The organism is Variovorax paradoxus (assembly GCA_016806145.1).
Taxonomy (GTDB): domain Bacteria; phylum Pseudomonadota; class Gammaproteobacteria; order Burkholderiales; family Burkholderiaceae_C; genus Variovorax.
Map to the genome: position 1 here is coordinate 15,306 of CP063166.1, position 22,877 is coordinate 38,182.

20 protein-coding genes are annotated in these 22,877 nt (G+C 70.0%); 7 read left to right on the forward strand and 13 right to left on the reverse strand.

The annotated features are described in order from the left end of the window. Positions 1-49: 49 nt before the first annotated feature. From INQ48_00075 to INQ48_00085, 3 genes are read right to left on the reverse strand one after another with little or no spacing between them, the layout of a single operon-like run. A complete protein-coding gene (locus tag INQ48_00075) occupies positions 50-949 on the reverse strand; it encodes a pirin family protein (GenBank protein ID QRF57699.1) in 900 nt (299 codons plus the stop codon). Positions 950-1,001: 52 nt separating this feature from the next. Continuing rightward, complete coding sequence (locus tag INQ48_00080) at positions 1,002-1,565, reverse strand: hypothetical protein (protein QRF57700.1); 564 nt, start codon at positions 1,563-1,565, stop codon at positions 1,002-1,004. Next, complete coding sequence (locus tag INQ48_00085) at positions 1,562-3,031, reverse strand: carotenoid oxygenase family protein (GenBank protein QRF57701.1); 1,470 nt, start codon at positions 3,029-3,031, stop codon at positions 1,562-1,564. The genes INQ48_00080 and INQ48_00085 overlap by 4 nt, the downstream gene beginning before the upstream one ends. A 131-nt stretch (positions 3,032-3,162) precedes the next feature. Here INQ48_00085 and INQ48_00090 point away from each other — a divergent pair, with 131 nt between their 5' ends. After that, positions 3,163-3,885: a TetR/AcrR family transcriptional regulator gene (locus INQ48_00090; GenBank protein QRF57702.1), complete on the forward strand. Its 723-nt coding sequence runs from the start codon at positions 3,163-3,165 to the stop codon at positions 3,883-3,885. A 10-nt stretch (positions 3,886-3,895) separates the two neighbouring features. Here the strand turns inward: INQ48_00090 and INQ48_00095 are convergent, their stop codons facing one another. From INQ48_00095 to INQ48_00115, 5 genes are read right to left on the reverse strand one after another with little or no spacing between them, the layout of a single operon-like run. Continuing rightward, the gene (locus tag INQ48_00095; GenBank protein QRF57703.1) at positions 3,896-4,642 is read right to left on the reverse strand and encodes a GNAT family N-acetyltransferase; all 747 of its coding nucleotides are present in this window, start codon (positions 4,640-4,642) and stop codon (positions 3,896-3,898) included. Then, positions 4,639-5,916, reverse strand: a complete 1,278-nt coding sequence (locus tag INQ48_00100; GenBank protein QRF60555.1) for a transglycosylase domain-containing protein — start codon at positions 5,914-5,916, stop codon at positions 4,639-4,641. Before INQ48_00100 ends, INQ48_00095 begins: the two co-directional genes overlap by 4 nt. 8 nt (positions 5,917-5,924) lie before the next feature. Continuing rightward, positions 5,925-6,503 carry a hypothetical protein gene (locus INQ48_00105; GenBank protein QRF57704.1) on the reverse strand — a complete coding sequence of 193 codons (579 nt, stop codon included), beginning with the start codon at positions 6,501-6,503 and terminating at the stop codon, positions 5,925-5,927. Continuing rightward, on the reverse strand, positions 6,484-7,419 hold the full coding sequence (gene xrtQ, locus INQ48_00110; protein QRF57705.1) for an exosortase Q: 936 nt from the start codon (positions 7,417-7,419) through the stop codon (positions 6,484-6,486). Before xrtQ ends, INQ48_00105 begins: the two co-directional genes overlap by 20 nt. An 18-nt stretch (positions 7,420-7,437) precedes the next feature. Continuing rightward, positions 7,438-9,510: a VWA domain-containing protein gene (locus tag INQ48_00115; GenBank protein QRF57706.1), complete on the reverse strand. Its 2,073-nt coding sequence runs from the start codon at positions 9,508-9,510 to the stop codon at positions 7,438-7,440. A 187-nt stretch (positions 9,511-9,697) separates the two neighbouring features. On the opposite strand from INQ48_00115, the gene creD reads away from it, so the two are divergent. The 4 genes from creD (at position 9,698) to INQ48_00135 (ending at position 15,550) form a co-directional block, all read left to right on the forward strand. Further along, entirely contained in the window at positions 9,698-11,146 is a 1,449-nt protein-coding gene (gene creD / locus INQ48_00120; GenBank protein ID QRF57707.1) for a cell envelope integrity protein CreD, read from the forward strand. Beyond that, positions 11,143-12,459 (forward strand): glycoside hydrolase family 3 protein, encoded by a 1,317-nt coding sequence (locus INQ48_00125; protein QRF57708.1) that lies wholly within the window; start codon positions 11,143-11,145, stop codon positions 12,457-12,459. Before creD ends, INQ48_00125 begins: the two co-directional genes overlap by 4 nt. Positions 12,460-12,472: 13 nt before the next feature. Beyond that, entirely contained in the window at positions 12,473-14,857 is a 2,385-nt protein-coding gene (locus tag INQ48_00130) for a penicillin-binding protein 1A (GenBank protein QRF57709.1), read from the forward strand. Between the two features lie 81 nt (positions 14,858-14,938). Continuing rightward, complete coding sequence (locus INQ48_00135) at positions 14,939-15,550, forward strand: hypothetical protein (GenBank protein QRF57710.1); 612 nt, start codon at positions 14,939-14,941, stop codon at positions 15,548-15,550. A gap of 4 nt (positions 15,551-15,554) precedes the next feature. On the opposite strand, the gene creC is transcribed toward INQ48_00135, so the two are convergent. Both creC and INQ48_00145 read right to left on the reverse strand, forming a co-directional pair. Then, positions 15,555-16,991 (reverse strand): two-component system sensor histidine kinase CreC, encoded by a 1,437-nt coding sequence (gene creC / locus INQ48_00140; protein ID QRF57711.1) that lies wholly within the window; start codon positions 16,989-16,991, stop codon positions 15,555-15,557. After that, complete coding sequence (locus tag INQ48_00145) at positions 16,988-17,800, reverse strand: response regulator (protein ID QRF57712.1); 813 nt, start codon at positions 17,798-17,800, stop codon at positions 16,988-16,990. The genes creC and INQ48_00145 overlap by 4 nt, the downstream gene beginning before the upstream one ends. A gap of 560 nt (positions 17,801-18,360) precedes the next feature. Between INQ48_00145 and INQ48_00150 the strand changes: the two genes are divergently transcribed. Then, positions 18,361-19,335 (forward strand): TerB family tellurite resistance protein, encoded by a 975-nt coding sequence (locus INQ48_00150; GenBank protein QRF57713.1) that lies wholly within the window; start codon positions 18,361-18,363, stop codon positions 19,333-19,335. Between the two features lie 4 nt (positions 19,336-19,339). Here the strand turns inward: INQ48_00150 and cueR are convergent, their stop codons facing one another. Together cueR and INQ48_00160 are read right to left on the reverse strand one after the other, a co-directional pair. Beyond that, the gene (gene cueR / locus INQ48_00155) at positions 19,340-19,759 is read right to left on the reverse strand and encodes a Cu(I)-responsive transcriptional regulator (GenBank protein ID QRF57714.1); all 420 of its coding nucleotides are present in this window, start codon (positions 19,757-19,759) and stop codon (positions 19,340-19,342) included. Further along, positions 19,756-19,950 carry a heavy-metal-associated domain-containing protein gene (locus tag INQ48_00160; GenBank protein ID QRF57715.1) on the reverse strand — a complete coding sequence of 65 codons (195 nt, stop codon included), beginning with the start codon at positions 19,948-19,950 and terminating at the stop codon, positions 19,756-19,758. The genes cueR and INQ48_00160 overlap by 4 nt, the downstream gene beginning before the upstream one ends. A gap of 146 nt (positions 19,951-20,096) precedes the next feature. Here INQ48_00160 and INQ48_00165 point away from each other — a divergent pair, with 146 nt between their 5' ends. Further along, the gene (locus tag INQ48_00165) at positions 20,097-22,355 is read left to right on the forward strand and encodes a copper-translocating P-type ATPase (GenBank protein ID QRF57716.1); all 2,259 of its coding nucleotides are present in this window, start codon (positions 20,097-20,099) and stop codon (positions 22,353-22,355) included. A 6-nt stretch (positions 22,356-22,361) separates the two neighbouring features. On the opposite strand, the gene INQ48_00170 is transcribed toward INQ48_00165, so the two are convergent. Beyond that, positions 22,362-22,844, reverse strand: a complete 483-nt coding sequence (locus INQ48_00170; protein ID QRF57717.1) for a GNAT family N-acetyltransferase — start codon at positions 22,842-22,844, stop codon at positions 22,362-22,364. Positions 22,845-22,877: the final 33 nt, after the last annotated feature.

Here is a 22,877-nt window from a genome sequence, read left to right on the forward strand (position 1 = left end):
CATGCCGACACGCGGTAGGCGCAGGCCGCACCGCCGCGTCGGCGCAGGCTCAGCCGAAGCGGCCCTGGCGGAAGTCGTCGACCGCCTGCTTGATCTGCTCGGGCGTGTTCATCACGAACGGGCCGTACTGCACGATGGCTTCGTTCAACGGGTGGCCCGCGATCAGCAGCGCGCGCGCCGGGCTGTGGTTGGTCGAGCCCGCGCGCAGCAGCACGCCGTCGCTGCCGGCCTCGTTCGCGAGGATGGCCATGCGCCGCGTCGGCACCTCGCTGCCCGCGATCCACAGCGATTCGCGGAACACGTAGACCAGCGCGTTGTGCGACGGTGGCAGCGGCTGCGCGAACTCGGCGCCCGGCGGCAGCGTGATGTCGAGGTACAGCGGCTCGGTGCGCTCGCGCCGCACGGCGCCCTCGATGCCGTGGCTCGCGCCGGCGATCACGCGCACGTGCACGCCCGCGGCGGTGGTGAACTCGGGGATCTCCGCGCTCTGGATGTCGCGGTACCAGGGCTCGCGCAGCTTCTCGTCGGCCGGCAGGTTGAGCCAGAGCTGGAAGCCTTCCATCAGGCCCTCCTGCTGCTCGGGCAGCTCGCTGTGCACCAGGCCGCGGCCCGCGGTCATCCATTGCACGCCACCGTTCTCGAGCAGGCCCTCGTGGCCCGCGCTGTCGCGGTGCCGCATGCGTCCGGCGATCATGTAGGTGACCGTCTCGAAGCCGCGGTGCGGATGGTTCGGAAAGCCGCCGACGTAGTCGCCGGGGTTGTCGCTGCCGAAGGCATCGAGCATGAGATAGGGATCGAGCCGCTTCTGCAGCGGCTGGCCGAGCACGCGCGTGAGCTTCACGCCGTCGCCATCGCTGGCCGACACACCGGCCACGATGTGGTCGATGCCGCGTGGCGCGGCCACGGGCTCGGTGGGATGGTGGAGATGATGGTGGTTCGTGTGGGTCATCCGGCCATGGTGGCACCAATGGCCCGACCGCGCCACCCGAGGGGGCGGGCGCTCAACCCCCGGCCGCGGCCTCGAAGCGCGCGCGCATGTGCTCGGGGTACCACTGCGTGAAGCGGATCGCGCCGACGATGGCCACGACCGTGACCGCGATGCCCACCCACAGCGGCAGCGAGGGCACATAGACCATCGCCACGTCGGCCAGCACCATCAGCGCGAAGGCCACGGCCCAGGCGGCGGTGATGACCATGTTGACCAGCTTGAAGCCCGGCAGCACCCAGACCTCGGGCGGCGTCTGCTCCTTCGCGTACTGCAGGGTGAAGGGCTGGCCGATGGCCATCGAGGCCAGCACCACCAGCAGCAGGCCCGCGTCGACGCGCAGCCGCACGCCGAGCAGCGACCACTCGGTGTGGGTGGCGAGCGCGTACGCGGCGAGGCCGCCGAACAGCAGCACGGTGCCGATCTCGAGCACCTTGACCGTGCGCTTGGGCGTGAGCCAGTCGCGCAGCAGCAGCACGGCCGACAGCGCCGCCGCGGCCGAGAGCGCGGGCACCACGCCGAGCAGGCGGTCGAACAGCGCGAAGACGATGAAGGGCGCGAAGGCCAGCAGCATGCTCATGACGACGCTCCGAAGCGAACGGTGGGTTGCGCATCGGCCCGCACGGCGGCGCCGGGCACGCTGCCCTCGGCATCGAACCAGTTGCCATGGAAGCCCACGGGCACGCGGTGCGGCAGCGCGGCGGTGCACAGCGGGCCGTTGGCCACGGCGCGCGCATCGAAGACCGCGAGCTCGCTGGTGTGGGTGGCGCCGCGCCAGATGGTGGCGAGCAGCCAGCCGTCGCCTTCTTCGGCCTGCGCCGAGCGCGGCACGAACACGGCCTCGGACATCGTGTCGGGCGCCGGCAGCCTGTAGATGCCGCGCTCGCCGTTGGCATGGTCGACGTGCGCGAGGCCCGCGAAGTTGCGCCGCGCCTCGGTGGGCCCCTCGTCGTCGCGCAGCACGTACCAGCCGTGGCGGTAGGGCAGGCCGGCGAAGCGGTCGTCGATGCGCGGGAACTCGCCGGGGCGCGGATCGAGCACGGTGCGCGTGAATTCGCGCGCCGGGTTCGCGAGCTCGAACCGCCAGCGCACCAGGCGCGCGGGCGGATCGCCCGCGCCGATCGGCGAGCCGTCGGGACGCGGGAACAGCGGCGGCGTGTCGAACTGCATCACGTCGGCATACAGGCTGCCGTCGGCTTCCCAGGCATTCATCACGTGGAACACGTAGCAGGCCGGGCCGCGCCACCAGACGATGTCGGCGCTGCTGCCGCCGCGCGGCATCAGGCCGACGCGCGTGCCGAACTCGGGCTCCCAGGCATAGGGTGGGCGGCCCTGCTGCGCGCGCTCGAGGCTGGCGGTGATCGGCATGATCGGGAACATCACGTGGCCTTCGGTCACCATGAAGTCGTGGACCATGCTGGCATAGGGCGCCTCGAAGCTCTCGAAGCGCGTGACGCGGCCGTCGGCCGCGATGGCGCCGAAGCTCATGCCCGCCGACAGCGGCGCGGGCGTGCCGTAGCCGAAGAACAGCAGTTCGCCGGTGCGCGGATCGGTCTTGGGATGGGCCGTGAAGCTGCCGTGCAGGCGGCCGTCGAGGTCGGTGGCGCCGAGCGTGTCGAGCCCGGGCAGCGTCAACTCGATCGGCAGGTGCGCTTCTTCCAGCGCGAGCATGCGGCCGGCATGGCCGATCACGTTGGTGTTGCCGGTGCCGTCGTCCTCGCGCTTCGGCGCCTCGCCCTCGGTGCTCTGGAAGCCGACGCGGCGCCGCTCCTGCCCTTCGACCGTGGCCTGCCAGCGCTGGGTGCGCACCCAGCGGTTGCGGTAGTGCACCGCGCCGTCGGCGATGTGGAAGGCATGCAGCATGCCGTCGCCGGCGAACCAGTGGGCGCGCGGATCGGGCGCCACCGGGTTCGGGCCGTTGCGCACCAACGTGCCGCGCAGGCCGGCGGGCAGCGCGCCCTTCAGCGGCAGCGGACCGACGTCGGTCTCGAAGTCGATCGGGCCCATGTTGGAAGGCGGGGCGCTGCGGGTGACGGCATCGTTCATCGGGGTTCCTTCGGATCGTCGGCCGGGGCCGGTAGGGGGTTGGAAAAGCGGGGAGGGCTTATCTTTCCAGTGGAAATATCGTCGAGCCATCCGATGAAGTCAAGAGATTTTTCCAGTGGTAAGATTTTTGGATGCCTGCTGCTTCCCGTCCGCGCCGTTCCCGTTCCACGGAACCGGCCACCGCCGAATCTTCGCCGGCCACACCGGCCGAGTCCGCCGCGCCGGCCCGCCGCTACCACCACGGCGCCTTGCCCGATGCCTTGCTGGCCGCGGCCGAGACCGTGCTGCGGCGCGACGGCATCGCCGGGCTCGGCCTGCGCGCGATCGCGCGCGAAGCGGGTGTGTCGCACACCGCGCCCAAGCACCATTTCGGCGACACCACCGGCCTGTTGAGTTCGCTCGCCGCCGTGGGGTTCCATCGCCTGGCCGACGCGATGCGCACCTCGGCGCCCGAGGGTGCCGACGCCAGCGCGCGGCGCAATGCGATCGGCCGCGCCTACGTGCATTTCGCGCACGGGAACCCGGCGCTGTTCGGACTGATGTTCCGCACCGAGAAGATCGACATGCTGCATCCCGTGCTGGGCGCCGCGGCCGCCGAGGCGATGCGCGTGATGGCCTCGATCATCGGCGGCGCGCCGCGGCTGCCCGACAGCCCGCCCACCTCGCTGAGCAATGCCGAAGCCATGCAGATGACCTCGGCCTGGGGCTATGTGCACGGGCTCGCGGTGCTGCTGATCGATCACCGGCTGCGCGGCATCCTCAAGCTCGCGCCGGGCTTCGACGATCCGCTGGCGCTGGTCGACGCGGCACTGGACGAGGTGCGCTTCGGGCTGGAGCTCGAGCCGCGCGACTGAGCCTGCCGCTTCAGCTCGAAGGCTGCCAGTACCGGTACTGCCAGCGCGTCTCGAAACCCGCGCGCCGGTACAGCGCCAGCGCGGGATCGTTCTGCGCCTCGACCTGCAGGAACACCTTTTCGAACCCGCGCTCGAGCGCCACCCGCGCCAGCCCCGCGAGCACGCGCCCGGCCAGGCCACGCCCGCGCTGCGCGGCGTCGGTGCGCATGCCGTGCACGCTGGCCCAGCCATGGCCGAAGGCCATCGCGCCCGCGGCCACGGTGCGGCCGCCTTCGCGCACGCTCGCATAGAGCGAACCCTGGGCGCGCGCCAGCACGCGCACGCGGTGGGCGCCATCGACGGGATCGAAACCCTCGCCGAGGAACAGCGCCGCCCAGGCCTCGTCGGGCGCGGTGTCGACCTCGGCCGGCAACGCGCCGGCCGGTGCCACGGCCTGCATCTGTCGCAAGGTTGCGGTCTGCACCAGCGTGGGCTTGGCGCCGCGATAGCGCCGGGCTTCGAGTTCGGCACGCAGGCCGTCGAAGCATTCCAGGTCGGCCAGCCGCAGCATCGGCGGGAGCCCCTGCGCGGCGTAGCGCTGCTCGATCCGCTCGAGCGTGCCCTCGGCCGCCGGCGCATGGCGCAGCGGCACCGCGGAGCGGGCACGCGAGACCGTGCCGTGATCGAAGGGCAGCAGCCAGCCCTCGATGTCGCCGACGACATCGGGCGACACGGCCGCGACCGTGGCGCGCTCGATCGCTTCGACCTCGGCGCTCATGGGTTCGGCTCCGGCGGCGCGAACTTCGCGCTGGCCACGCTCTTGAGCAGCGCCTCGCGCTGGTTGCGGCTGATGCCGCGCACGCCCTCGGCCACCCACTTCACGCGGTCGGGATCGATGGCGCCGTCGCGCCGCCACTGCTCGAGCACCGCCTGCGGCTTGTGCAGCATGGCCGCGAGCCAGACCGCCTGCGCGGGTTCGAGACTGCGCGCGCTGCGCTTGAAGTAGCGCTTGGCCGCGGCTTCCGCGCCGCACAGGTTGCCGCCCCAGGGCGCGTTGTCGAGATAGAGCTGCAGGATGCGCGCCTTGCCCAGCGTCTGTTCCATCTCGACCGCGTAGAGCAGCTCGCGCAGCTTGCGCTCGGCCGTGCGTTCGCTGCCGGTCGCGAGCAGCTTCGCGAGCTGCTGCGTGAGCGTGCTGCCACCGCGCTTCTGCGCGCCTTCCTTCTGGTTGTTGTCGATCGAGGCCAGGATCTCGGTCAGGTCGTAGCCGGTGTGGGTGAAGAAGCGCTGGTCCTCCGCGGCGATGACCGCGCGCGCGAGCCAGCTGTCGTTGGTCAGCTTGGCCGAGGGGCCGCAGCTGGTGCGTGCGCCCAGCATGGCCTCGGTGCCCAGGCCCTCGACCGTGAACTGGCTGATGGTGGGCAGCACCGAGAAGGTGGCTTCGGGCAGCACGACGTGGCCGCGCAATGCCAGCGTGCCGCCGATGCGCGCGCGCTGCAGCTCGGGCAGACCGGGCACGAGTACCGCGTACCAGCGCGCGATCGGCGCGTCCTGGATATCGATGCTGAGCTGCAGGTTCTTCGGCGCGAGGCGGCCTTCCCATTTGCCCTGCAGCGTGGCGGCTGGATCGCCCGCGGGCGATCCCTGCGGCGTGGCGCCGAGCGTGCCGTTGAGCGTGTTGCCGTCGCGGCGCACCGTGGCCACCAGCTGCTGCACGCGGATCGGCTGCGCGCCGAGTGCCGGCAGCTCCACGCTGCATGGCGCGCAGTGCAGCTCGAGCAGGCCGTCGGCCGCCTTCCAGGCGAAGCGCACGGTGCCATGGCCGGTATCGAGCGAACGACCGTCGAGCCATGGCGCGAACCAGGGCGAGGTGGCGATGCGCACCGCGGTCGGCACGCCGGTCTCGAAGGCGAGCGGACCGGCCTTCACCGTGGTGCGCCATTCGCCGGGCGCGGGCGCCAGCGCGAGCTTGACGATCAGGAAGATGGCCACGCCGGCCGTGATCACCAGGGCCAGCAGGCCGAAGAGGAAGAATCTGAGAGTTTTTTTCAGCAACGGGTTCACATCGGTCTCGCCACGGTGACGGCTTGCCACGGTCCGTTCGACCGGCCGCTGGCTGCCGCCCAGTACCAGGCTGAAGTGTCGGTGAAAGCGGCGCCGTCGGCGTCGACGATGCGCTCGCAGACGCGTAACTTTTGCCCGCCGTGCCGTTGCGCAACAAAACAGCGCCACAAATGCGATTCGCCGGCCTGCACCTGCTGCTCCAGCCGCTCCTGCGCGATGCGGTAGCCGAGCGCCCGATAGCAGTCGGCGGCCGGATGCAGCATGCGCGTGGGCTCGCGCACCTCGCGCATCACCAGGGTCTGGCGGCCGTCGGTCATGCGGCCGATGGCGCCCGGGAAACGGTCGGCGAAGCGCTGCTCCACCTCGCTGAGCGCGAGCGGCCGCAGCGCGGCGCCGTCCCATTCGCGCGGCCACTCGGTCGTGCTCGCCACCGGCGCGGCCACGGCCGGCGCGCGCAGCGCGGCGGCGCCCGACCACAGGATGCACAGCAGCATCGCGACGGCGAACAGCGTCTTGTGGCCCATGCGGTTGATGAAGTGGTTCGCGAACAGCCGTTCAATGAGCAGTGTCGACACGGCGGCCTCCCTGGGTGGTGATCAGGCCCGGAACGGGCCGCATGACGAAATCGAGGCCCGCATCGCTGCGCTCGCGCGCCATCAGCCGCGCGATGGCACCGCACACCAGCGCCAGCACGACCAGGCCCAGCGCGTTGTGCGCCCACGGCGCCAACGGATGGCCGGCGCCCTCGCAGGCGATCAGCACGCTGTTGCGCACGATGTTGCCGGCCAGCACCGCAAGGCCGACCAGCGGCAGCCGGGCCAGGAAGCCACGGTCGGCGCGCCGCGCCCACAGCGCGACGGCGCAGGCCGTGAAATAGCCGAGCCAGACCATCTGCACGCCCGAACACGGCGCATCGACGATCACCATCCGGCCATCGATCAGCAAGGTGCTGCCTTCGCGCGCCACCTCGAAGCCCGGTGCCAACAACCAGCGGCTGGCCTCGGCCGTCACCACGCGCAACGGATAGCCGGCATAGAACTGCAACGACGAGAGCAGCGGCAACGCCAGCACCGCGAGGCCCGCGACCGGCACGGCCGCCACGCGGCGCGGCAGGAAGGCCATGAGGCCCGCTGCCAATGACAGCACCGCCAGCAGGCCGGCCGCGAGCGGCGGCAGCGCGGGCAGGCCGCCGAGGCCGGTGCGCAGCACGGTCGCCGCGAGCGTGCCGGCACCCGCGAGCGTGAGCCAGCCCAGCCGTGGCGCGGCGCGCAGTTCACCGCGGCACTGCCAGGCCAATGCCGCGAGCGCGACCAGCGCCAGCAGCCCGAGCGGATCGTCCGATCCGTCGACCATGCGCCGCAGCATCCAGCCCCAGGTCGGCACCAGCGCGGCGAACTGCAGGGCCAGCCAGCCGGCGGCCGGGAATCGGTCGATGCGGATGCCCCAATCCACGATGCGTGGATGGCGGTGGGCAAGCGTTGCCAGTGACATGGTGTCGTGCTCCCCGCGTCAAGCCGTGAAACGGCGCGAATCATGGCGGCGCGCGCGGCGGCGCAGCATCGCCAGCATCGACAGCACGACCGCGATGGCGCCCAGCGTCTCGGGTTCGGGCGTGCTCGGCACCTCGGCACCGAGTGCGCCGCCGTCCACCGCGCTGTCGCTCACGCCCTGTGGCATCGGCAGCGGCTGGTTCACGCTCGCGCTGTCCTGCGGCGCGGCATTGCGCACCACCTTGTCGACCGCGATGAAGCTGGTGTACTGGGTCAGCAGGCTGTACTTGAGGCCGAGCTCGGTGATGCGGTCCTTGAAGGCGGCGCTGCCTTCGAGCGCTTCCTGGTCGCTCAGGCTCTGGATGCGATGGCGCGCCCACAGCGTGCGCAGCGCGGCCGTGTCCTGGCGCGTGCGCGCATCGATGCGCACTTCCTGACGGTACAGGCCTTCGGCGCCCTGGCCCTCGACGATCACGCGCCCGCGCGCTTCGCCGCGCCACTTGCCGAACACGATCACCGGCCGTTCACCCAGCACGTCGGGCAGCGCCTGCGGTTCCACGTCGTACACGTCGAGCCCACCGAAGGTGGCCTTGACGCTGGTCAGCACCGGCGACTCGACCATGCGGCGGAAACGCGCGGCCTGCTCGGGCGCCTGCACCGGGTCGGTGATGATGAAGGGCTCGCCCATGCCGGCACGCGCGATGCCTTCCATCAGGCTGCGGTTGACCGAGGAGCCGATGCCGAAGGCGAACACGTTGGCCTTCGACAGGTTGTTGCGCACCAGCTCGAAGGCCTCGCGCTCCACCGTCACGTAGCCGTCGGTCACCACCACCACGGTGCGCGAGACCTTCTCGTCCTTCGGTTCCGCGTACACGCGCTTGAGCGCCGGGATCAGCTCGGTGCTGCCGCCGCCGTTGAAGTTCTTGATGGTGGCCAGCGCCTGTTCGATGTTGGCGCGGGTCGCGGGCACCGAGGCCGGCGACAGCATCTTGTTGCTGCCCGAGAACAGCAGCACGTTGAAGGTGTCGCTGGGGCGCAGGCCGCCGATCAGGCGCTCGAGCACCACCTTCGCGGTATCGAGCGGAAAGCCGTGCATCGAGCCCGAGATGTCGACCACGAAGATGTAGTCGCGCGGCGAGATGGCACTGGCGGCCACGGCCTTGGGCGGCTCGACCATCGCGAGGAAGAAGTTCTCGGCGTTCTCGCCCTGGCCCTTGTAGAGCATCAGGCCCGATTCGATCTTCTCGCCCGCGAGGCGGTAGTCGAGCACGAAGTCGCGGTTGTCGGCCGGGCGGCCGTCGGCGGCCAGCACGATCTCGGCATGGCGGTCCTCGTCGCTCTTCTTCACGTCGATCGCGTGCGTCGCCGAGCGGATCTCCTTCAGGCCCATCGGCGTGTCGATGCTGGCCTTGAGCCGGAAGGTGGTGCCGGCCGCGACGCCCGCGCGCAGCGTCGGCTGGCCGACCCAGGGCGCCTGCGCATTCGAGGACTGCGGGCTGTTGTAGCGCGGGCCCACCACGGTGGGGAACACGAACGCGTAGTTGCCCGACTGCGGCACCAGCAGCTCGCTGTAGCGCAGCTCCACCTTCACGTCGTCGCCCGGCAGGATGTTGGCGACGTTCATCTGGAACACGTTCGGCAGGTACTGCTCGAGCAGCGCGGCTGTCTTGCCCTCGCGCTTGGCGGTGTCGTACTCGATCTTCGCCTGCTGCTTCTCGCGGATCTGCGCAGTGATCAGGCGGTCGCCCAGGCGCACGTTGAGACCGCTCACGGCCGCCTGGGTGGAGCCCGGGAACACGTACTTGGCCTCGATGGGCCGCTGGCCCTCGTTGCGGTAGGTCTGGGTCACCGTCACGTCGGCGATCACGCCCGAGATCTTCACCGAGACCTCGGTGCCCTTGAGCGGCAGCCGGTCGATCGAGGGATCGTCGCTCTTCACGAAGAAGTACGGGCTCTCGGTCTTCAGGCGCGGCCCGGCTGCTTCCTGCGCATGCACGGGATTCAGGCTCAGCGCGACGAAGCCCGCGACCGCGAGGCTCAGCGTCGCCAGCCAGAGCCAGCGGCCGGGTCGGTGGGTGGAGGGGGTGTGCATGTCGGGTCCTCTTCTCTGTGTATCGGATGGCCCGCACTGTCGCCAGCCCCCGAGAAGGCAATGGGAAGGCTTCTTGAAGTCCGCCGCGCTGTGTGAAGTCCGCGTGAAGTCGCCGCGCCGCCTCGCTTCACACGGGCTTCGGATCGCACGGCGAGCATCCGGTCCGTCGTCAACGAGGAGAGAAAACATGCTTCAACTGCTGAAGGATTCGATGCTGGCCAAGGTGGGCGGGCTGCTGCTCTTGGTGCTGCTGCTGTGCATTCCGCTGGCCGAGATCGACCGCATCAACAACGAGCGCGGCGACAGCCAGCGCGAAGCCGCCGCCGAACTGGCCGCCACCTACGCGGGCCCGCAGACCGTGGTCGGCCCGCTGCTGCTGGTGCCCTACGTCGAGCGCTGGATGGAGCCGCTGCGCGACGCGCAGGGCAAGGTGATCGGCCAGGAGGCGCGCAGCAAGGAGATGGCGCACGTGGTCTTCCCCGACAAGCTGCACATCGAGGGTTCGATGACGCCGCAGCAGCGCTACCGCGGCATCTTCAAGATTCCGTTCTACACGCTCGACGCCACCCTGTCGGGCGGCTTCGCGGCCTTCGACCCCGAGGCGGTCGCGCACAGCGAGCCCGGGTCGAAGATCGAATTCAAGGCCCCGCTCGTGGCCTTCAACGTGAGCGACCTGCGCGGCCTCGACGGTTCGCCCGCGCTGACGGTGAACGGCGCCGAACTGCGACTGCGCCAGCGCGTGCCCGGTCTGCCCGACGAATCCTGGTTCGCCAACGGCATCCACGCGCCGCTCGGCGGCGCGGCCCTGGCCGCATGGCAGTCGCGCGCGCCGCTGCCCTTCGAGATGAAGCTCTCGCTGGTCGGCCAGGACACCCTGTCGATGGTGCCGATCGCGGAAGAAACCAGCGCGCACCTGAAGTCGCCCTGGGCCCATCCGAGCTTCGGCGGCCGCTTCCTCGCGGCGCAGCGCGAGGTCACGCCGCAAGGCTTCGATGCACACTGGCGCGTGTCCTCGCTCGTGAGCTCGGCGCGTGAGCAGGTGCGCGTCGACCTGGCGGGCCGCGCCGACGCGACGGCGGCCTCGGCCAACGGCAATGTGCGCGCCAGCGCGCAGCCCTTCAACCCGCAGAGCTTCGACGTCTCGCTCGCGCAGCCGATCAACGTCTATTCGATGAGCACCCGCGCGGGCAAGTACGGCGCGCTCTTCATCGGCCTGGTGCTGATGGCGGCCTTCATGTTCGAGCTGTTCCGCAAGCTGCGGCTGCACCCGGTGCAGTACGGCCTGGTGGGCCTGTCGATCGCGATCTTCTTCCTGCTGCTGCTGGCGCTGTCCGAGAAGCTGGCCTTCTGGCTCGCCTATGCGGGCGCGGCCGGCGCGAGCGTGCTGCTGCTGGGCATCTACTTCGCCGAGGTGCTCGGCAGCTGGAAGCGCGGCGGCGGCTTCGCGGCCTTCGTCGCGGTGCTCTACGGTGCGCTCTACGGACTGCTGGCCTCCGAGAGCAATGCGCTGCTGCTCGGCGCGCTGCTGATCTTCGGCATGCTCTCGGCACTGATGCTGATGACGCGCAAGGTCGACTGGTATGCGCTGTCGCGCCGGCCCGAAGCCGCACCGGCGGCCCTCACCGATCCGGCATGAAAGCGCTGCGCGTCGCGCTCGGTGCCCTGGGCTGGCTGGCGCTGGTCGCTCTCTGCTTCTGGGCCTGGCACCTGAAGGATCCGCACCTGCGCTTCATGCGCGCCTGGGAAGTGCCGCTGCTGCTCGCGCTCGCGGGCGGCGGCGTGGCGATCGTCTGGCGCTTCGCGCGCCGTTCGCTGCGGCCGATGCTGCTCGGGCTGCTGTGCGCGGTGATGCTCTGCAGCGGGGCCGACGAACTGTCGAGCCGCCAGCGCCGCTCGGAAGTGCTCGCCGCGTCGGACGCGCAGGCACGCAGGCTCGGCGCGCACTTCATCGTCGGCTACGAGAACGCAGAGATGCCGATGCTGCGCGAACTCGCGCGCCAGGGTTCGATCGGCGGCATCTTCGTGACCGGCCGCAACGTCAGGGGCCGCAGCGCGACGCAGCTGCGCGAGGAGATCTCGAGCCTGCAGCAGTTGCGCACCGAAGCCGGTCTGCCGCCGCTGATCGTCGCGACCGATCAGGAAGGCGGCACCGTGTCGCGGCTCTCGCCGCTGATCGAACGCCAGCCGCCGCTCGCCACCCTGATCGATGCCGACGTGCCCGAGAACGACCTCGCGCAACGCGCCCGTGCCTACGGAGAGCAACAGGGCAGGGCGCTCGCCGCGCTGGGCATCACGCTCAACTTCAGTCCCGTGGTCGACCTGCGCACCGGCCGCGCGCCGGGCCGCTGGGACCTGCACACCCGCATCGACGAACGCGCGATCTCGGCCGACCCGGCCCTGGTCGCCGAGGTGGCGCGGGCCTACGAACAGGGCCTCGAAGCGGCCGGCGTGCAAGGCACGCTCAAGCACTTTCCGGGACTGGCCGGCGTGGCCGAGGACACGCACCATGCGGCCGGTTTCCTGCGCACGCCCGCGGCCCAACTTGCAACACATGACTGGAAACCGTTTCAAGAGGTGTCGGCTTCGACACAAGCGGCTGTCATGCTCGCCCATGTGATCGTTCCAGAACTCGACCCCGACCATCCGGCATCGTTCTCGCGCAAAATCGTGCAGTCCGTGATTCGCGGCGCGTGGGGGCACGACGGCCTGCTCGTCACCGACGATCTCACGATGGGTGCAGCCTACGACCGGGGCCTGTGCAACGCCACGGTGCGTGCGCTGAATGCCGGCGTGGACCTGCTGCTGGTCGCCTACGACCACGACAAGTACTTCGACGCGATGCACTGCGCGCGGCAGGCCGAGGGCCGCGGCGCCATCGACGCCGCCATGCTGGCCGCGAGCGCATCGCGACTGGCCCGGAACCCGCGCCTGCGCGGACTCTCTCAATAGCAGGACCTCCCTCATGTTCAATCCCTTCAAGCCCCGCTCACCCGACGCCCCCGAACCACCGCGCTGGCAGCGCATCGCCGTCTGGAGCGCCATCGTCGCGGGCTCGGGCGTGCTGGTGCTCGCGGTCGCGGGCGCCGTCGCCATCGCCCTGATCTCGCCGCGCCTGCCCGACAGCTCCGAACTCGCCGACTACCGGCCCAAGCAACCGCTGCGCGTGTTTTCGTCCGACGGCGAACTGCTCGGCGAATTCGGCGAGGAGCGCCGCAACCTCACGCCCTTCGCGGCGATCCCCAAGGTCATGAAGGACGCGGTGCTCGCGGTCGAGGACGCGCGCTTCTACGACCACGGCGGCGTCGACTACAAGGGCTTCGTGCGCGCGGCGGTGGCCAGCCTCAAGGGCGGACGCAAGCAGGGTGCCTCCACCATCACGATGCAGGTGGCGCGCAACGTCTACCTGAGTTCCGAGCGCACGCTGAGCCGCAAGGCCTACGAGATCCTGCTGTCGCTGCGGCTCGAGCAGCAGCTGACCAAGGACCAGATCCTCGAGATCTACATGAACCAGATCTACCTCGGCAACCGTGCCTACGGTTTCGCCGCGGCATCGGATGCCTACTTCGGCAAGCCGCTGGCCAACATCACGATCGCCGAAGCCGCGATGCTCGCGGGCCTGCCCAAGGCACCGGGCACCAACAACCCGGTGGCCAATCCGCGCCGCGCCCGCGCGCGCCAGCTCTATGTGATCGACCGCATGCAGGAGACCGGCTTCATCACCGCCGAGCAGGCGGCCGAGGCCAAGAAGGAGGAGTTGCACCTGCGCGATGCCGCCGACCCGAACCGGCTGCATGCCGAGTTCGTGGCGGAAACGGTGCGCCAGATGATGCATGCGCAGTACGGCGACAGCATCTACACCAGCGGCATGAAGGTCTACACCTCGCTGGTGGCGGCCGATCAGTCGGCGGCCTACCGCTCGCTGCGCCGCGGCATCATGGACTACGAGCGCCGCCAGCCCTACCGCGGCCCCGAGAAGTTCGTCGACCTGCCCGACGATCCGAAGGAAGTCGACGAGGCGGTCGACGACGCGCTGGCCGAGCATCCCGACAACGGCGACGTGATCGCGGCCGTGGTGCTCGAGGCCTCGCCCAAGCAGGTCAGCGCGGTGCGCGCGAACGGCGAGGCGATCGAGATCACGGGCGAAGGCCTGCGGCCCGCGCAGTCGGGCCTGGCGGCCAAGGCGCAGCCCAACATCAAGATCCGCCGCGGCGCGGTGATCCGCGTGGCGCGCACGGCCAAGAACAACTGGGAGATCACGCAGCTGCCCGAGGTCGAGGGCGCCTTCATCGGCATGGACCCGCGCACCGGCGCGATCAAGGCGCTGGTCGGCGGCTTCGACTACAGCAAGAACAAGTTCAACCACGTGACGCAGGCCTGGCGCCAGCCCGGTTCGAGCTTCAAGCCCTTCATCTATTCGGCCGCGCTCGAGAAGGGCTTCACGCCCGCCACCGTGGTCAACGACGCGCCGCTGTACTTCGAGCCCGGCGCCAACGGCGGCCAGCCCTGGGAGCCGAAGAACTTCGACGGCGGCTTCGAGGGCCCGATGCCGCTGCGCACCGCGCTGATGAAATCGAAGAACCTCGTGACGATCCGCGTGCTGCAGTCGATCGGCACCGACTACGCGCAGGACTGGATCACGCGCTTCGGCTTCGACAAGGACAAGCATCCGGCCAACCTGCCGATGGCGCTCGGCGCGGGCTCGGTCACGCCGCTGCAGATGGCCGCGGGCTATTCGGTGTTCGCCAACGGCGGCTACCGCGTCAATCCCTACCTCGTGACGCGCGTGACCGATGCCAAGGACAAGGTCCTGATGGAAACCGAGCCGGCGGCGCTCGACGAGAGCAACCGTGCGATCCCCGCGCGCAACGCCTACCTGATGGACTCGCTGCTGCAGAGCGTGGTGCGCAACGGCACCGGCTTCAAGGCCTACCAGGCGCTCAAGCGCGACGACCTGTTCGGCAAGACCGGCACCACCAACGATTCCTTCGACACCTGGTTCGCGGGCTTCCAGCCCACCATGGTCGGCGTGACCTGGATCGGCTACGACACGCCGCGCCAGCTCGGCGTGCGCGGCGAGACCGGCGGCAGCCTGAGCCTGCCGATCTGGACCGGCTACATGCAGACCGCGCTGCGCGGCGTGCCGGTGACGCAGTTGCCCGAGCCGCCGGGCCTGGTGCACGTGGACGGCGAGCTCTACTTCGACGACTACGCGCCGGGCCGCGGCGTCGCGAGCCTGGGTCTCGAGCCCGAGGCCGCGCCCCAGCCGGTCGAGGTGCTGACCGGCGTGCCGATCGGCGCGCCGCCGCCGCCCGAGGAGCGCAACCGCATCCTGGACTTCTTCCGCTAGGGCCCGCGGGCCGCGGGGGCCGCGCCGGGGTCTCTACACTCGGCGCACTCCCTTTCCTCCCGTCCGCCCGTTCCCAAGTCCATGGAAATCCTCACCCTGGTGGCGCTGATCGCCATCGGCGCCTACCTCCTCAAGTCCCACGACCAGCGCCGGCGCATCGCGCTGCTGGCAAGCCACCTGGGCAACTATCAGATCGAGAAGCTGATGGAAAACCTCACCGAGGGCTACCTGCGCTGCCTCGGCGAGGACGATCCCGAGCGGCGCCAGCAGGTCTGGGGCGTGCTCGACGCGACCGAGGCGCGGCTCGCGGCCCAGTTCGCCAATTTCGCGGCCGAGTTCGCGCGCGTCGATGCCGCGCAGACGCGCGTGAGCACCTCGCCGCTGGCGACGCTGCCCTATGCGCACCTGATGTTTCCGCGCGAGACCTTCGACCTGCGCACGGCCTTCGCGATCCATGCGCGCGGCATCAACGAGGTGATGCACAACCGCGCCGGCCGCAGTCCCAAGGACAAGGCCTACATGCTGTCGGCCGAGCTGTTCCTGATGCAGCACACCTGCCACTGGTTCTGCAAGTCGAAGATGGTGGCCTCGGCGCGCATGCTGGCGCGCCACAAGACTCCGTACGAACAGCTGATCGCCTCGGTCAGCGAAGGCACGCGGCGCGACTACCTCGCGCTGATCGGGCGCCAGTAACAGCTCAGGGCGACAGCAGCGGCAGCGTGAGCGTGGCCACCGCGCCGCCGCGCGTCGCGTTGCCGAGCTCGATGCGGCCGTGGTGCAGCGCGGCGATCTCCTTGACGAAGGCCAGGCCCAGCCCGGTGCTCTTCTTCTGGTTGTGCGGCCGCGCGAGCGAATAGAACTTCTGGAAGACCTTCTCCTGCGCGTAATCGGGAATGCCCGGCCCGCGGTCGCGCACGCTCACGCGCGCCAGCCGCGAGGTGGTCTCCAGCGTCATGCCGACCTCGCTGCCGGTCGGTGAGAAATCGATCGCGTTGTCGAGCAGGTTGCTGATGGCGCGCCGCAGCAGGAAGGGATCGCCCTCGACCGAGGCCTCGGCCCGGATGTCCACCTGCACGCGGATGTTGCGCTGCGCCGCGGCGCTGCGGGCGCTGATCGCGATGTCCTCGATCAGCGAAGCCAGCGCCACCGGCTGCGTGCGCTCGAGCGCGCGCCGGGTCTCGAGCGCGGTCAGCTCCATCATGCGGTCGACGATTTCCTGGATGCGCTGGGTCTCGCGCGCGATGTTGGCGAGGAAGCGCTCGCGCTCCTCGTGCGGCATCGACGGTTCCTGCAGCAGCTCGGCCGCGCCGCGGATCGCCGACAGCGGGCTCTTCACCTCGTGGGTGAAGGTCTGCACGTAGTCGGCGACGTAGTTGCGGCCGGTCAGCGTGTCGCGCATCTCGCTGAAGCCGCTGCGCACCGCATCGACCGCGCGCCGCGCCATGCGCCGCAGGCTCAGGCTGCGCTGCGCGCGCACCCAGCCCCAGTAGTCGCGGATCAGCCCGAAGGGCCGCACCAGCCAGACCGAGACGATCACCGCGAGCAGCAGCAGCGCCAGCGCCGAACCCACGCCGACCCAGATCGTGCGCGCCCGCGCGTCCTCCACGAACTGGCCGAAGCTCTGCACCGGCTTGCCCACGCTGACCATGCCGACGATCTCGTTGTTCCAGCGGATCGGCGCGCCCACGTACATCACCGAGGTGCGCGGATCGACGTCGACGTCGCGCGAGGTGCGCGCGCCGTAGAGACCGGCCAGCGTGCGGCTGACGTCGCTCCATTTCGAATAGTCGGCGCCCAGGTGCCGGCCGAGCGAATCGAACATCACGCGGCCGCCGCGGTCGGTCACGTAGACGCGCAGCTCGACCCGGTTCTTGTGCAGGTTGTAGATCTGGGCCGAGAACTCGCGCGCGTAGAGCGTGCGGAACAGCGGCTCGAGCCGAGCGGTGTTGATGGCACCCGCGATCACGTCCTGCTCGACCAGGCTGGCCACCAGCTGCGAGGTCTCGACCAGCGACTCCTCGGCCGACTCGCGGTAGCGCGGATCGATGTCGGAGACGACGCGGTACAGCAGGAAGGCGATGCCGATCGTGTAGATCAGCAGGATGCCGATGAAGATGCGCGTGCGCCGGGTCACGAGATCCTGGCGGGCAGTTCTTCGTTGAGGGCGTAGCCGGTGCCGCGCAAGGTGCGGATCGGCTCGACCTCGGGCGCGATCGCCTTGAGCTTGGCGCGCAGGGTCTTGATGTGGGCATCGACGGTGCGGTCGAAGCTCTCGCTCGCATCGTCCCAGACCCGCTCGAGCAGTTCGTCGCGCGTGAACACGCGTCCCGGGCGTTGCACCAGCAGGCGCAGCAGGCCGTATTCGTAGCGCGAGAGTTCGAGCAGCCGGCCGTAGTAGCGGATCTGCATGCGCTCCTGGTCGAGCACGAAGGGCTGGCTGGGCGCTGGAGGGGTCTGAGGCGCCGCAGGCGCCGACTGGGGCGCTGCGCCATGGGGGACCCCCTGTCCGGACGCGCCGGCGCCGCCAGGCGCTCCTGAGGGCCCGGGCGCGCCGCGTGCGCTGCGCCGAAGGATGGTGCGCACGCGCGCCACCAGTTCGCGCGGCGAGAAGGGCTTGGCCACGTAGTCGTCGGCACCGAGCTCCAGCCCCACCACGCGGTCGATCTCGTCGCTGCGCGCCGTGAGGAACAGCATCGGCACCTCCGGTCCGCCCATGGCCTGGTTCAGCGCGCGCAGCCGCTTGAACAGCTCGAAGCCGTTCATGTCGGGCAATCCCACATCCAGTATCGCCAGCGCCGGCGCCTCCTGCGCGAACTGCGCCAGCGCGTCTTCCGCCGTGGCACACCAGACCGGCGTGAAACCGTCGCTCTTGAGCACGTACTGGAGGGTGTCGGCGATGCCCGATTCGTCCTCGGCGATCAGGATCCGCGGTTTGAAGCTCATCCGGCGATGGTAGCGAGCGCCGCGGGGCGGACGCCAGCCACGTCGACGGCGTTGCAACGGCGCGCGGCCTTCGGACTTTTTTTCGGGCGCGACCTTCGGTCTCTCTCTATTTCTTATTCTTCTTATTCAAATTAGTAGTAGTAGATAAGGGTCCGCCCCTTCTGTGGACAGGCCGCTTTTTTCGTTATGTGACAAGCACTTGTCATACCGCGGTCACTGTGCGCAGCCGTGCTTCCGTGCTGTCGCGGCCAAAGGGACAACCTGGCGCATCCGCCCGGCCCTGTGGATAACCACCTGCTTGTGCCAGAACTCTCCCCAGAGTTGTCCTTTGACAGCCTTCCGGAAATCTGCGAAAGGCGTTTTTCGGGTAAGGAAATTCATTGCCTATTTTTTAAGCGGTCTGTAGATTCCCCATAAAAATCAATAACTTGCCGCGCCCCTACAAAGTAGTTCTGTGGTTATCCACAGAGTTGCACCCGCTTTGTGGGGAGAACGCGCGGCGGAACCTTCACCCAGTCTTCCGACCGAACTTCGTCCTTCACCTTGTGGAAATTCCAGCCGTGACACCTTCCGAAACCCAGGCCATCGTGACCCTCAGCCTGCTGGCTGCCTTCGTCGACGGCGAAAAGCACGAACGCGAGCGCGCGGAGATCAAGCGCATCGCCGAAGGGCTGTCGCAGACCGACGGCCTGAACCTGCCGACGCTCTACCAGGACGTGCTGATGAAGCGCGTCTCGCTGCCGTCGGTGGCGGCGCAACTGCAGAGCACCGAGGCGAAGCAGCTCGGCTACGAGATGGCGGTGTGCGTGTGCGATGCCGACGGCGCACAGTCGCAGGCCGAGCGCATGTTCCTGACCGACGTGCGCACCTCGCTCGGGCTCGATGCCTCGGCGGCGCAGTTCTCGAACCAGGCCGAGGAGATCGCGGCGGCCGGGGCGGTGGCCGGTGCCTCTGCCGGCGCGGTGGTGGCCGCGGCGCCGGTGCCGGCCGTCGCGGCGGGCGCATCGCCGCTCACGCCCGACAGCGCCGAGCTCGACAAGTCGATCCTCAACGCCGCCATCCTCAACGGCGCGCTCGAGCTGCTGCCCGAGACGCTGTCGACCATGGCGATCATTCCGCTGCAGATGAAGCTGGTCTACCGCATCGGCAAGGCGCACGGCTACGAGCTCGACAGCGGCCACGTCAAGGATTTCATCGCCACCGTGGGCGTGGGCCTGACCTCGCAGTACCTCGAGCAGGCCGGGCGCAAGCTGCTGGGCGGGCTGCTCGGCAAGGTGGGCGGCGGCCTGCTGCGCGGCGTCGGCAAGCAGGCCGTGAGTTCGGGCATGAGCTTCGCGACCACCTATGCGCTGGGCCATGTCGCCAAGCGCTACTACGCGGGCGGCCGCACGCTGTCCACGCAGATGCTCAAGGACGCCTTCTCGGGCGTGGTGCAGGAAGGCCAGGGCCTGCAGTCGCGCTACCTGCCGGCGATCCAGGAGAAGGCCCGCACGCTCGACGCGGGCAAGGTGCTGTCGCTCGTGCGCGGCGCCTGAGTCGTCAGGCGGTCTTCGACAGATCGTCGAGGATCGGACAGTCGGGCCGCGCATCCCCGTGGCAGCAGTGCACCAGGTGGGCCAGGGTGCTGCGCATCGATTGCATGTCGGCGATGCGCTGCTCCAGTTCCTCGAGGTGCTTCTGCGCGATGCGCTTCACGCTCGAACTCGTGCGCCGGCGGTTGTGCCACAGGCCCACGAGCTCGGCGATCTCCTCCATCGAGAAACCCAGGTCGCGCGAGCGCTTGATGAAGCGCAGCGTGTGGATGTCGGCCTCGCCGTACTGGCGGTAGCCGCTGTCGGTGCGCGCCACCGCGCTCAGCAGGCCCAGGCCCTCGTAGTGGCGCACCATGCGCGCGGAAACGCCCGACAGCCGGGCGGCCTCGCCGATCGCCACGGGGCCGTGCGTGACCGGCACCGTCACTGCACCCGGTAGCCGGCGTTCTCGATCGCCGCCACCAGATCCTGGCGCGGCTGCTGGCTCAGCACGTCGACATGACCGGTCTCGAGATCGACCGTGACCTGGGCCTCGGGGTCGACCGTCTGCACCGCGTTCTGCACGGCGTTCACGCAATGTCCGCAGCTCATGCCCGCGACCTGGAATTTCTGGCTCATCGTTTCTGCTCCTTCGTGGATGGAAAGGGGGCGTTCGCCCGTTCGGAAACCGCAGTCTGAACCTTGCCACGATGTCAATGTCCAGTCCAGGGACTCTTTTTGCCGCGCTTGACCTTGCCATGGTGTGAAGCTTTAGCCTTCGAACCATGGAAAACGTACAAGAACGGCCGTTGCCGAATCTCACGCTCGACCTCTCGGTCGGCGGCATGACCTGCGCCTCCTGCGTGATGCGCGTGGAGCGCGCGCTCAAGGGCGTGCCCGGCGTGCAGGACGTCGCCGTGAACCTCGCGACCGAATCGGCGCGCGTGGTGGCGCAGGCGCAGGGCGGCGAGGACATCGATGCCCGGCTGCGCCGCGCGGTGCGTTCCGCGGGCTACGAGCCGCGCGCCGCGGCCGATGCGCAGGAGGAGGCGGCCGCGCTCTCGCCCTGGCACGGCTTCGGCCCGGTGGCGGTCGGCCTCGTGCTGTCGGCGCCGCTGATGCTGCCGATGGTCGGCGAGTTCTTCGGCCGCGACTGGATGCTCGATCCCTGGCTGCAGCTGCTGCTCGCGACGCCGGTGCAGTTCTGGCTCGGCGCGCGCTTCTACCGCGCGGGCTGGCATGCGGCGCGTGCGCTCACCGGCAACATGGACCTGCTGGTCGCGCTCGGCACCAGCGCGGCCTACGGACTCTCGCTCTGGCTCTGGTGGCGTTCGGCCACCGGCGAGCATGCGGGCCACGCGATGGCGCCGCACCTGTACTTCGAGGCGTCGTCGGTGGTCATCACGCTGGTGCTGCTGGGCAAGTGGCTCGAGGCGCGCGCCAAGCGCCAGGCGACTTCGGCGATCCGCGCGCTGCAGCAGTTGCGGCCCGAGGTGGCGCACCTGGTCGGCCCGCGCGGCGAGAGCGACGTGCCGCTGGCCGAGGTGCTGGTGGGCGACCGCCTCGCGGTGCGCCCCGGCGAACGCGTGCCGGCCGATGCGCGCGTGGTCGAGGGCGAATCGGAGGTCAACGAGTCGATGCTGACCGGCGAGCCGCTGCCCGTGCCCAAGGGCCCGGGCGACCTGCTGACCGGTGGTGCCGTCAATGGCGACGGCCGGCTGGTGGTCGAGGTGCGCGCGGTCGGTGCCGAGAGCGTGCTCGCGCGCATCATCCGGCTGGTCGAGGATGCGCAGGCCGCGAAGGCGCCGATCCAGCGGCTGGTCGACAAGGTGGCGGCCATCTTCGTGCCGGTGGTGCTGGTGATCGCGCTGCTCACCTTCGGCGGCTGGATGCTGCTCGGCGGCGCCGACATCGAGACCGCGCTGATCCACGCGGTGGCGGTGCTGGTCATCGCCTGTCCCTGCGCGCTGGGCCTGGCCACGCCGGTGGCGGTGATGGCGGGCACGGGCGTGGCGGCACGGCACGGCATCCTCATCAAAGACGCGCGTTCGCTCGAACTCGCGCACCGCGTCGACACGGTGGCCTTCGACAAGACCGGCACGCTGACGCTGGGCCGGCCGGTGCTGAACGCGCTCGTGCCCATCGCGCGTGGTGTCGATGCCGACGCATTGCTGGCCGTGGCCGCGAGCCTGCAGAGCGGCAGCGAACATCCGCTGGCGCGCGCCGTGCTCTTGGCCGCCGCCGATAAAAAGCTGGCGGTGCCGGCGCTGCGTTCGATGCAGGCCATGCCCGGTCGCGGCGTGCGCGGCGAGGTCGAGGGCGAATTCGCCGGTGCCTGGGCGCTCGCGAGCCTGCGCTGGTGCCGCGAGCTCGATGCCGATGTCGATGCCGCCGAGGTCGACCGGCTGCAGGCACAGGGCGCCACGGTGTCGGCGCTGCTGCGCTTCGATGCCAGCGGCGCGGCCGAGGCGCTGGCGCTGCTGGCCTTTGCCGACGAGCCCAAGCCACAGGCGGCCGAGACCGTCGCCGCGCTGCGTGCGCGCGGCCTGCGCGTGGTGATGATCTCGGGCGACAACCTGCGGGCCGCGCGCGCCATGGCGGCGCGGCTCGGCATCGCGCCCGAGGACGTGCGCGCCGAGGTGCTGCCGGCCGACAAGGCGCAGCAGGTGAGCGCGCTGCGCCGCGACGGCCACGTGGTCGCGATGGTGGGCGATGGCGCCAACGACGCACCGGCGCTCGCGGCCGCCGACGTGGGCATCGCGATGGCGCCGGCCGATGGCGGCACCGACGTGGCGATGGAGGCCGCGGGCATCACGCTGATGCGCGGCGATCTCGCGCTGGTGGCGCAGGCGCTCGACCTCTCGGGCCGCACCGTGGCCAAGATCCGGCAGAACCTGTTCTGGGCCTTCGCCTACAACGTGGCGGGGATTCCGTTGGCGGCCTTCGGGCTGCTGAGCCCGGTGGTGGCCGGGGCGGCGATGGCGCTGTCGAGCGTCAGCGTGATGGCCAACGCCTTGCTGCTGCGGCGCTGGAAGGGTTCCTGAAGCTTCTCAGTCGAGCAGCAGCGCCATCAGGTGATCGTCGATGTAGTCGGCTTCGCCGGCGCGCTTGTAGAACTTGCGCAGCGTGCCCTCGCGCTCGAAGCCCAGCTTCTCGTAGAAGCGCAGCGCGGGTGCGTTGTCGCTCTCGGCATAGAGCTCGATGCGCTTGACGCCGGCCGCGCGCAGTTGCTCGATGGCATCGCTCACCATGGCCAGCGCCACGCCGCGGCCATGGAAGGCCGGGTCCACCGCGAGCGTGCCGAGGCAGGCGACGTGCGCCACTCGGCCCGGGTAGCGCGTGGCGCGGTAGAAGCCAGCCATGCGGCCGTCGACCTCCCAGATGTGGAAGCAGCCGCTGCGCACCAGTTCCTCGTGGATCGGCCGGAAGTCCGCGAGCGGCATCGGGTCGTAGCCGAGGAAGCGCACCACCTTCTCGTGCATGTAGAGGGCATGGACGGCAGCGAGGTCGCGGGAAGTGGCAAGTCGGCGCACGGTGGCTCCATGGTCGGTGTGGGTCTGGGGCCC

Bases quoted from the DNA above. Each gene is read 5' to 3' on its own strand.
- INQ48_00075 (QRF57699.1), bottom strand. From the start codon at position 949: ATGACCCACACGAACCACCATCATCTCCACCATCCCACCGAGCCCGTG.
- INQ48_00080 (QRF57700.1), bottom strand. From the start codon at position 1,565: ATGAGCATGCTGCTGGCCTTCGCGCCCTTCATCGTCTTCGCGCTGTTC.
- INQ48_00085 (QRF57701.1), bottom strand. From the start codon at position 3,031: ATGAACGATGCCGTCACCCGCAGCGCCCCGCCTTCCAACATGGGCCCG.
- INQ48_00090 (QRF57702.1), top strand. From the start codon at position 3,163: ATGCCTGCTGCTTCCCGTCCGCGCCGTTCCCGTTCCACGGAACCGGCC.
- INQ48_00095 (QRF57703.1), bottom strand. From the start codon at position 4,642: ATGAGCGCCGAGGTCGAAGCGATCGAGCGCGCCACGGTCGCGGCCGTG.
- xrtQ (QRF57705.1), bottom strand. From the start codon at position 7,419: ATGTCACTGGCAACGCTTGCCCACCGCCATCCACGCATCGTGGATTGG.
- INQ48_00115 (QRF57706.1), bottom strand. From the start codon at position 9,510: ATGCACACCCCCTCCACCCACCGACCCGGCCGCTGGCTCTGGCTGGCG.
- creD (QRF57707.1), top strand. From the start codon at position 9,698: ATGCTTCAACTGCTGAAGGATTCGATGCTGGCCAAGGTGGGCGGGCTG.
- INQ48_00125 (QRF57708.1), top strand. From the start codon at position 11,143: ATGAAAGCGCTGCGCGTCGCGCTCGGTGCCCTGGGCTGGCTGGCGCTG.
- INQ48_00130 (QRF57709.1), top strand. From the start codon at position 12,473: ATGTTCAATCCCTTCAAGCCCCGCTCACCCGACGCCCCCGAACCACCG.
- INQ48_00135 (QRF57710.1), top strand. From the start codon at position 14,939: ATGGAAATCCTCACCCTGGTGGCGCTGATCGCCATCGGCGCCTACCTC.
- INQ48_00145 (QRF57712.1), bottom strand. From the start codon at position 17,800: ATGAGCTTCAAACCGCGGATCCTGATCGCCGAGGACGAATCGGGCATC.
- INQ48_00160 (QRF57715.1), bottom strand. From the start codon at position 19,950: ATGAGCCAGAAATTCCAGGTCGCGGGCATGAGCTGCGGACATTGCGTG.
- INQ48_00165 (QRF57716.1), top strand. From the start codon at position 20,097: ATGGAAAACGTACAAGAACGGCCGTTGCCGAATCTCACGCTCGACCTC.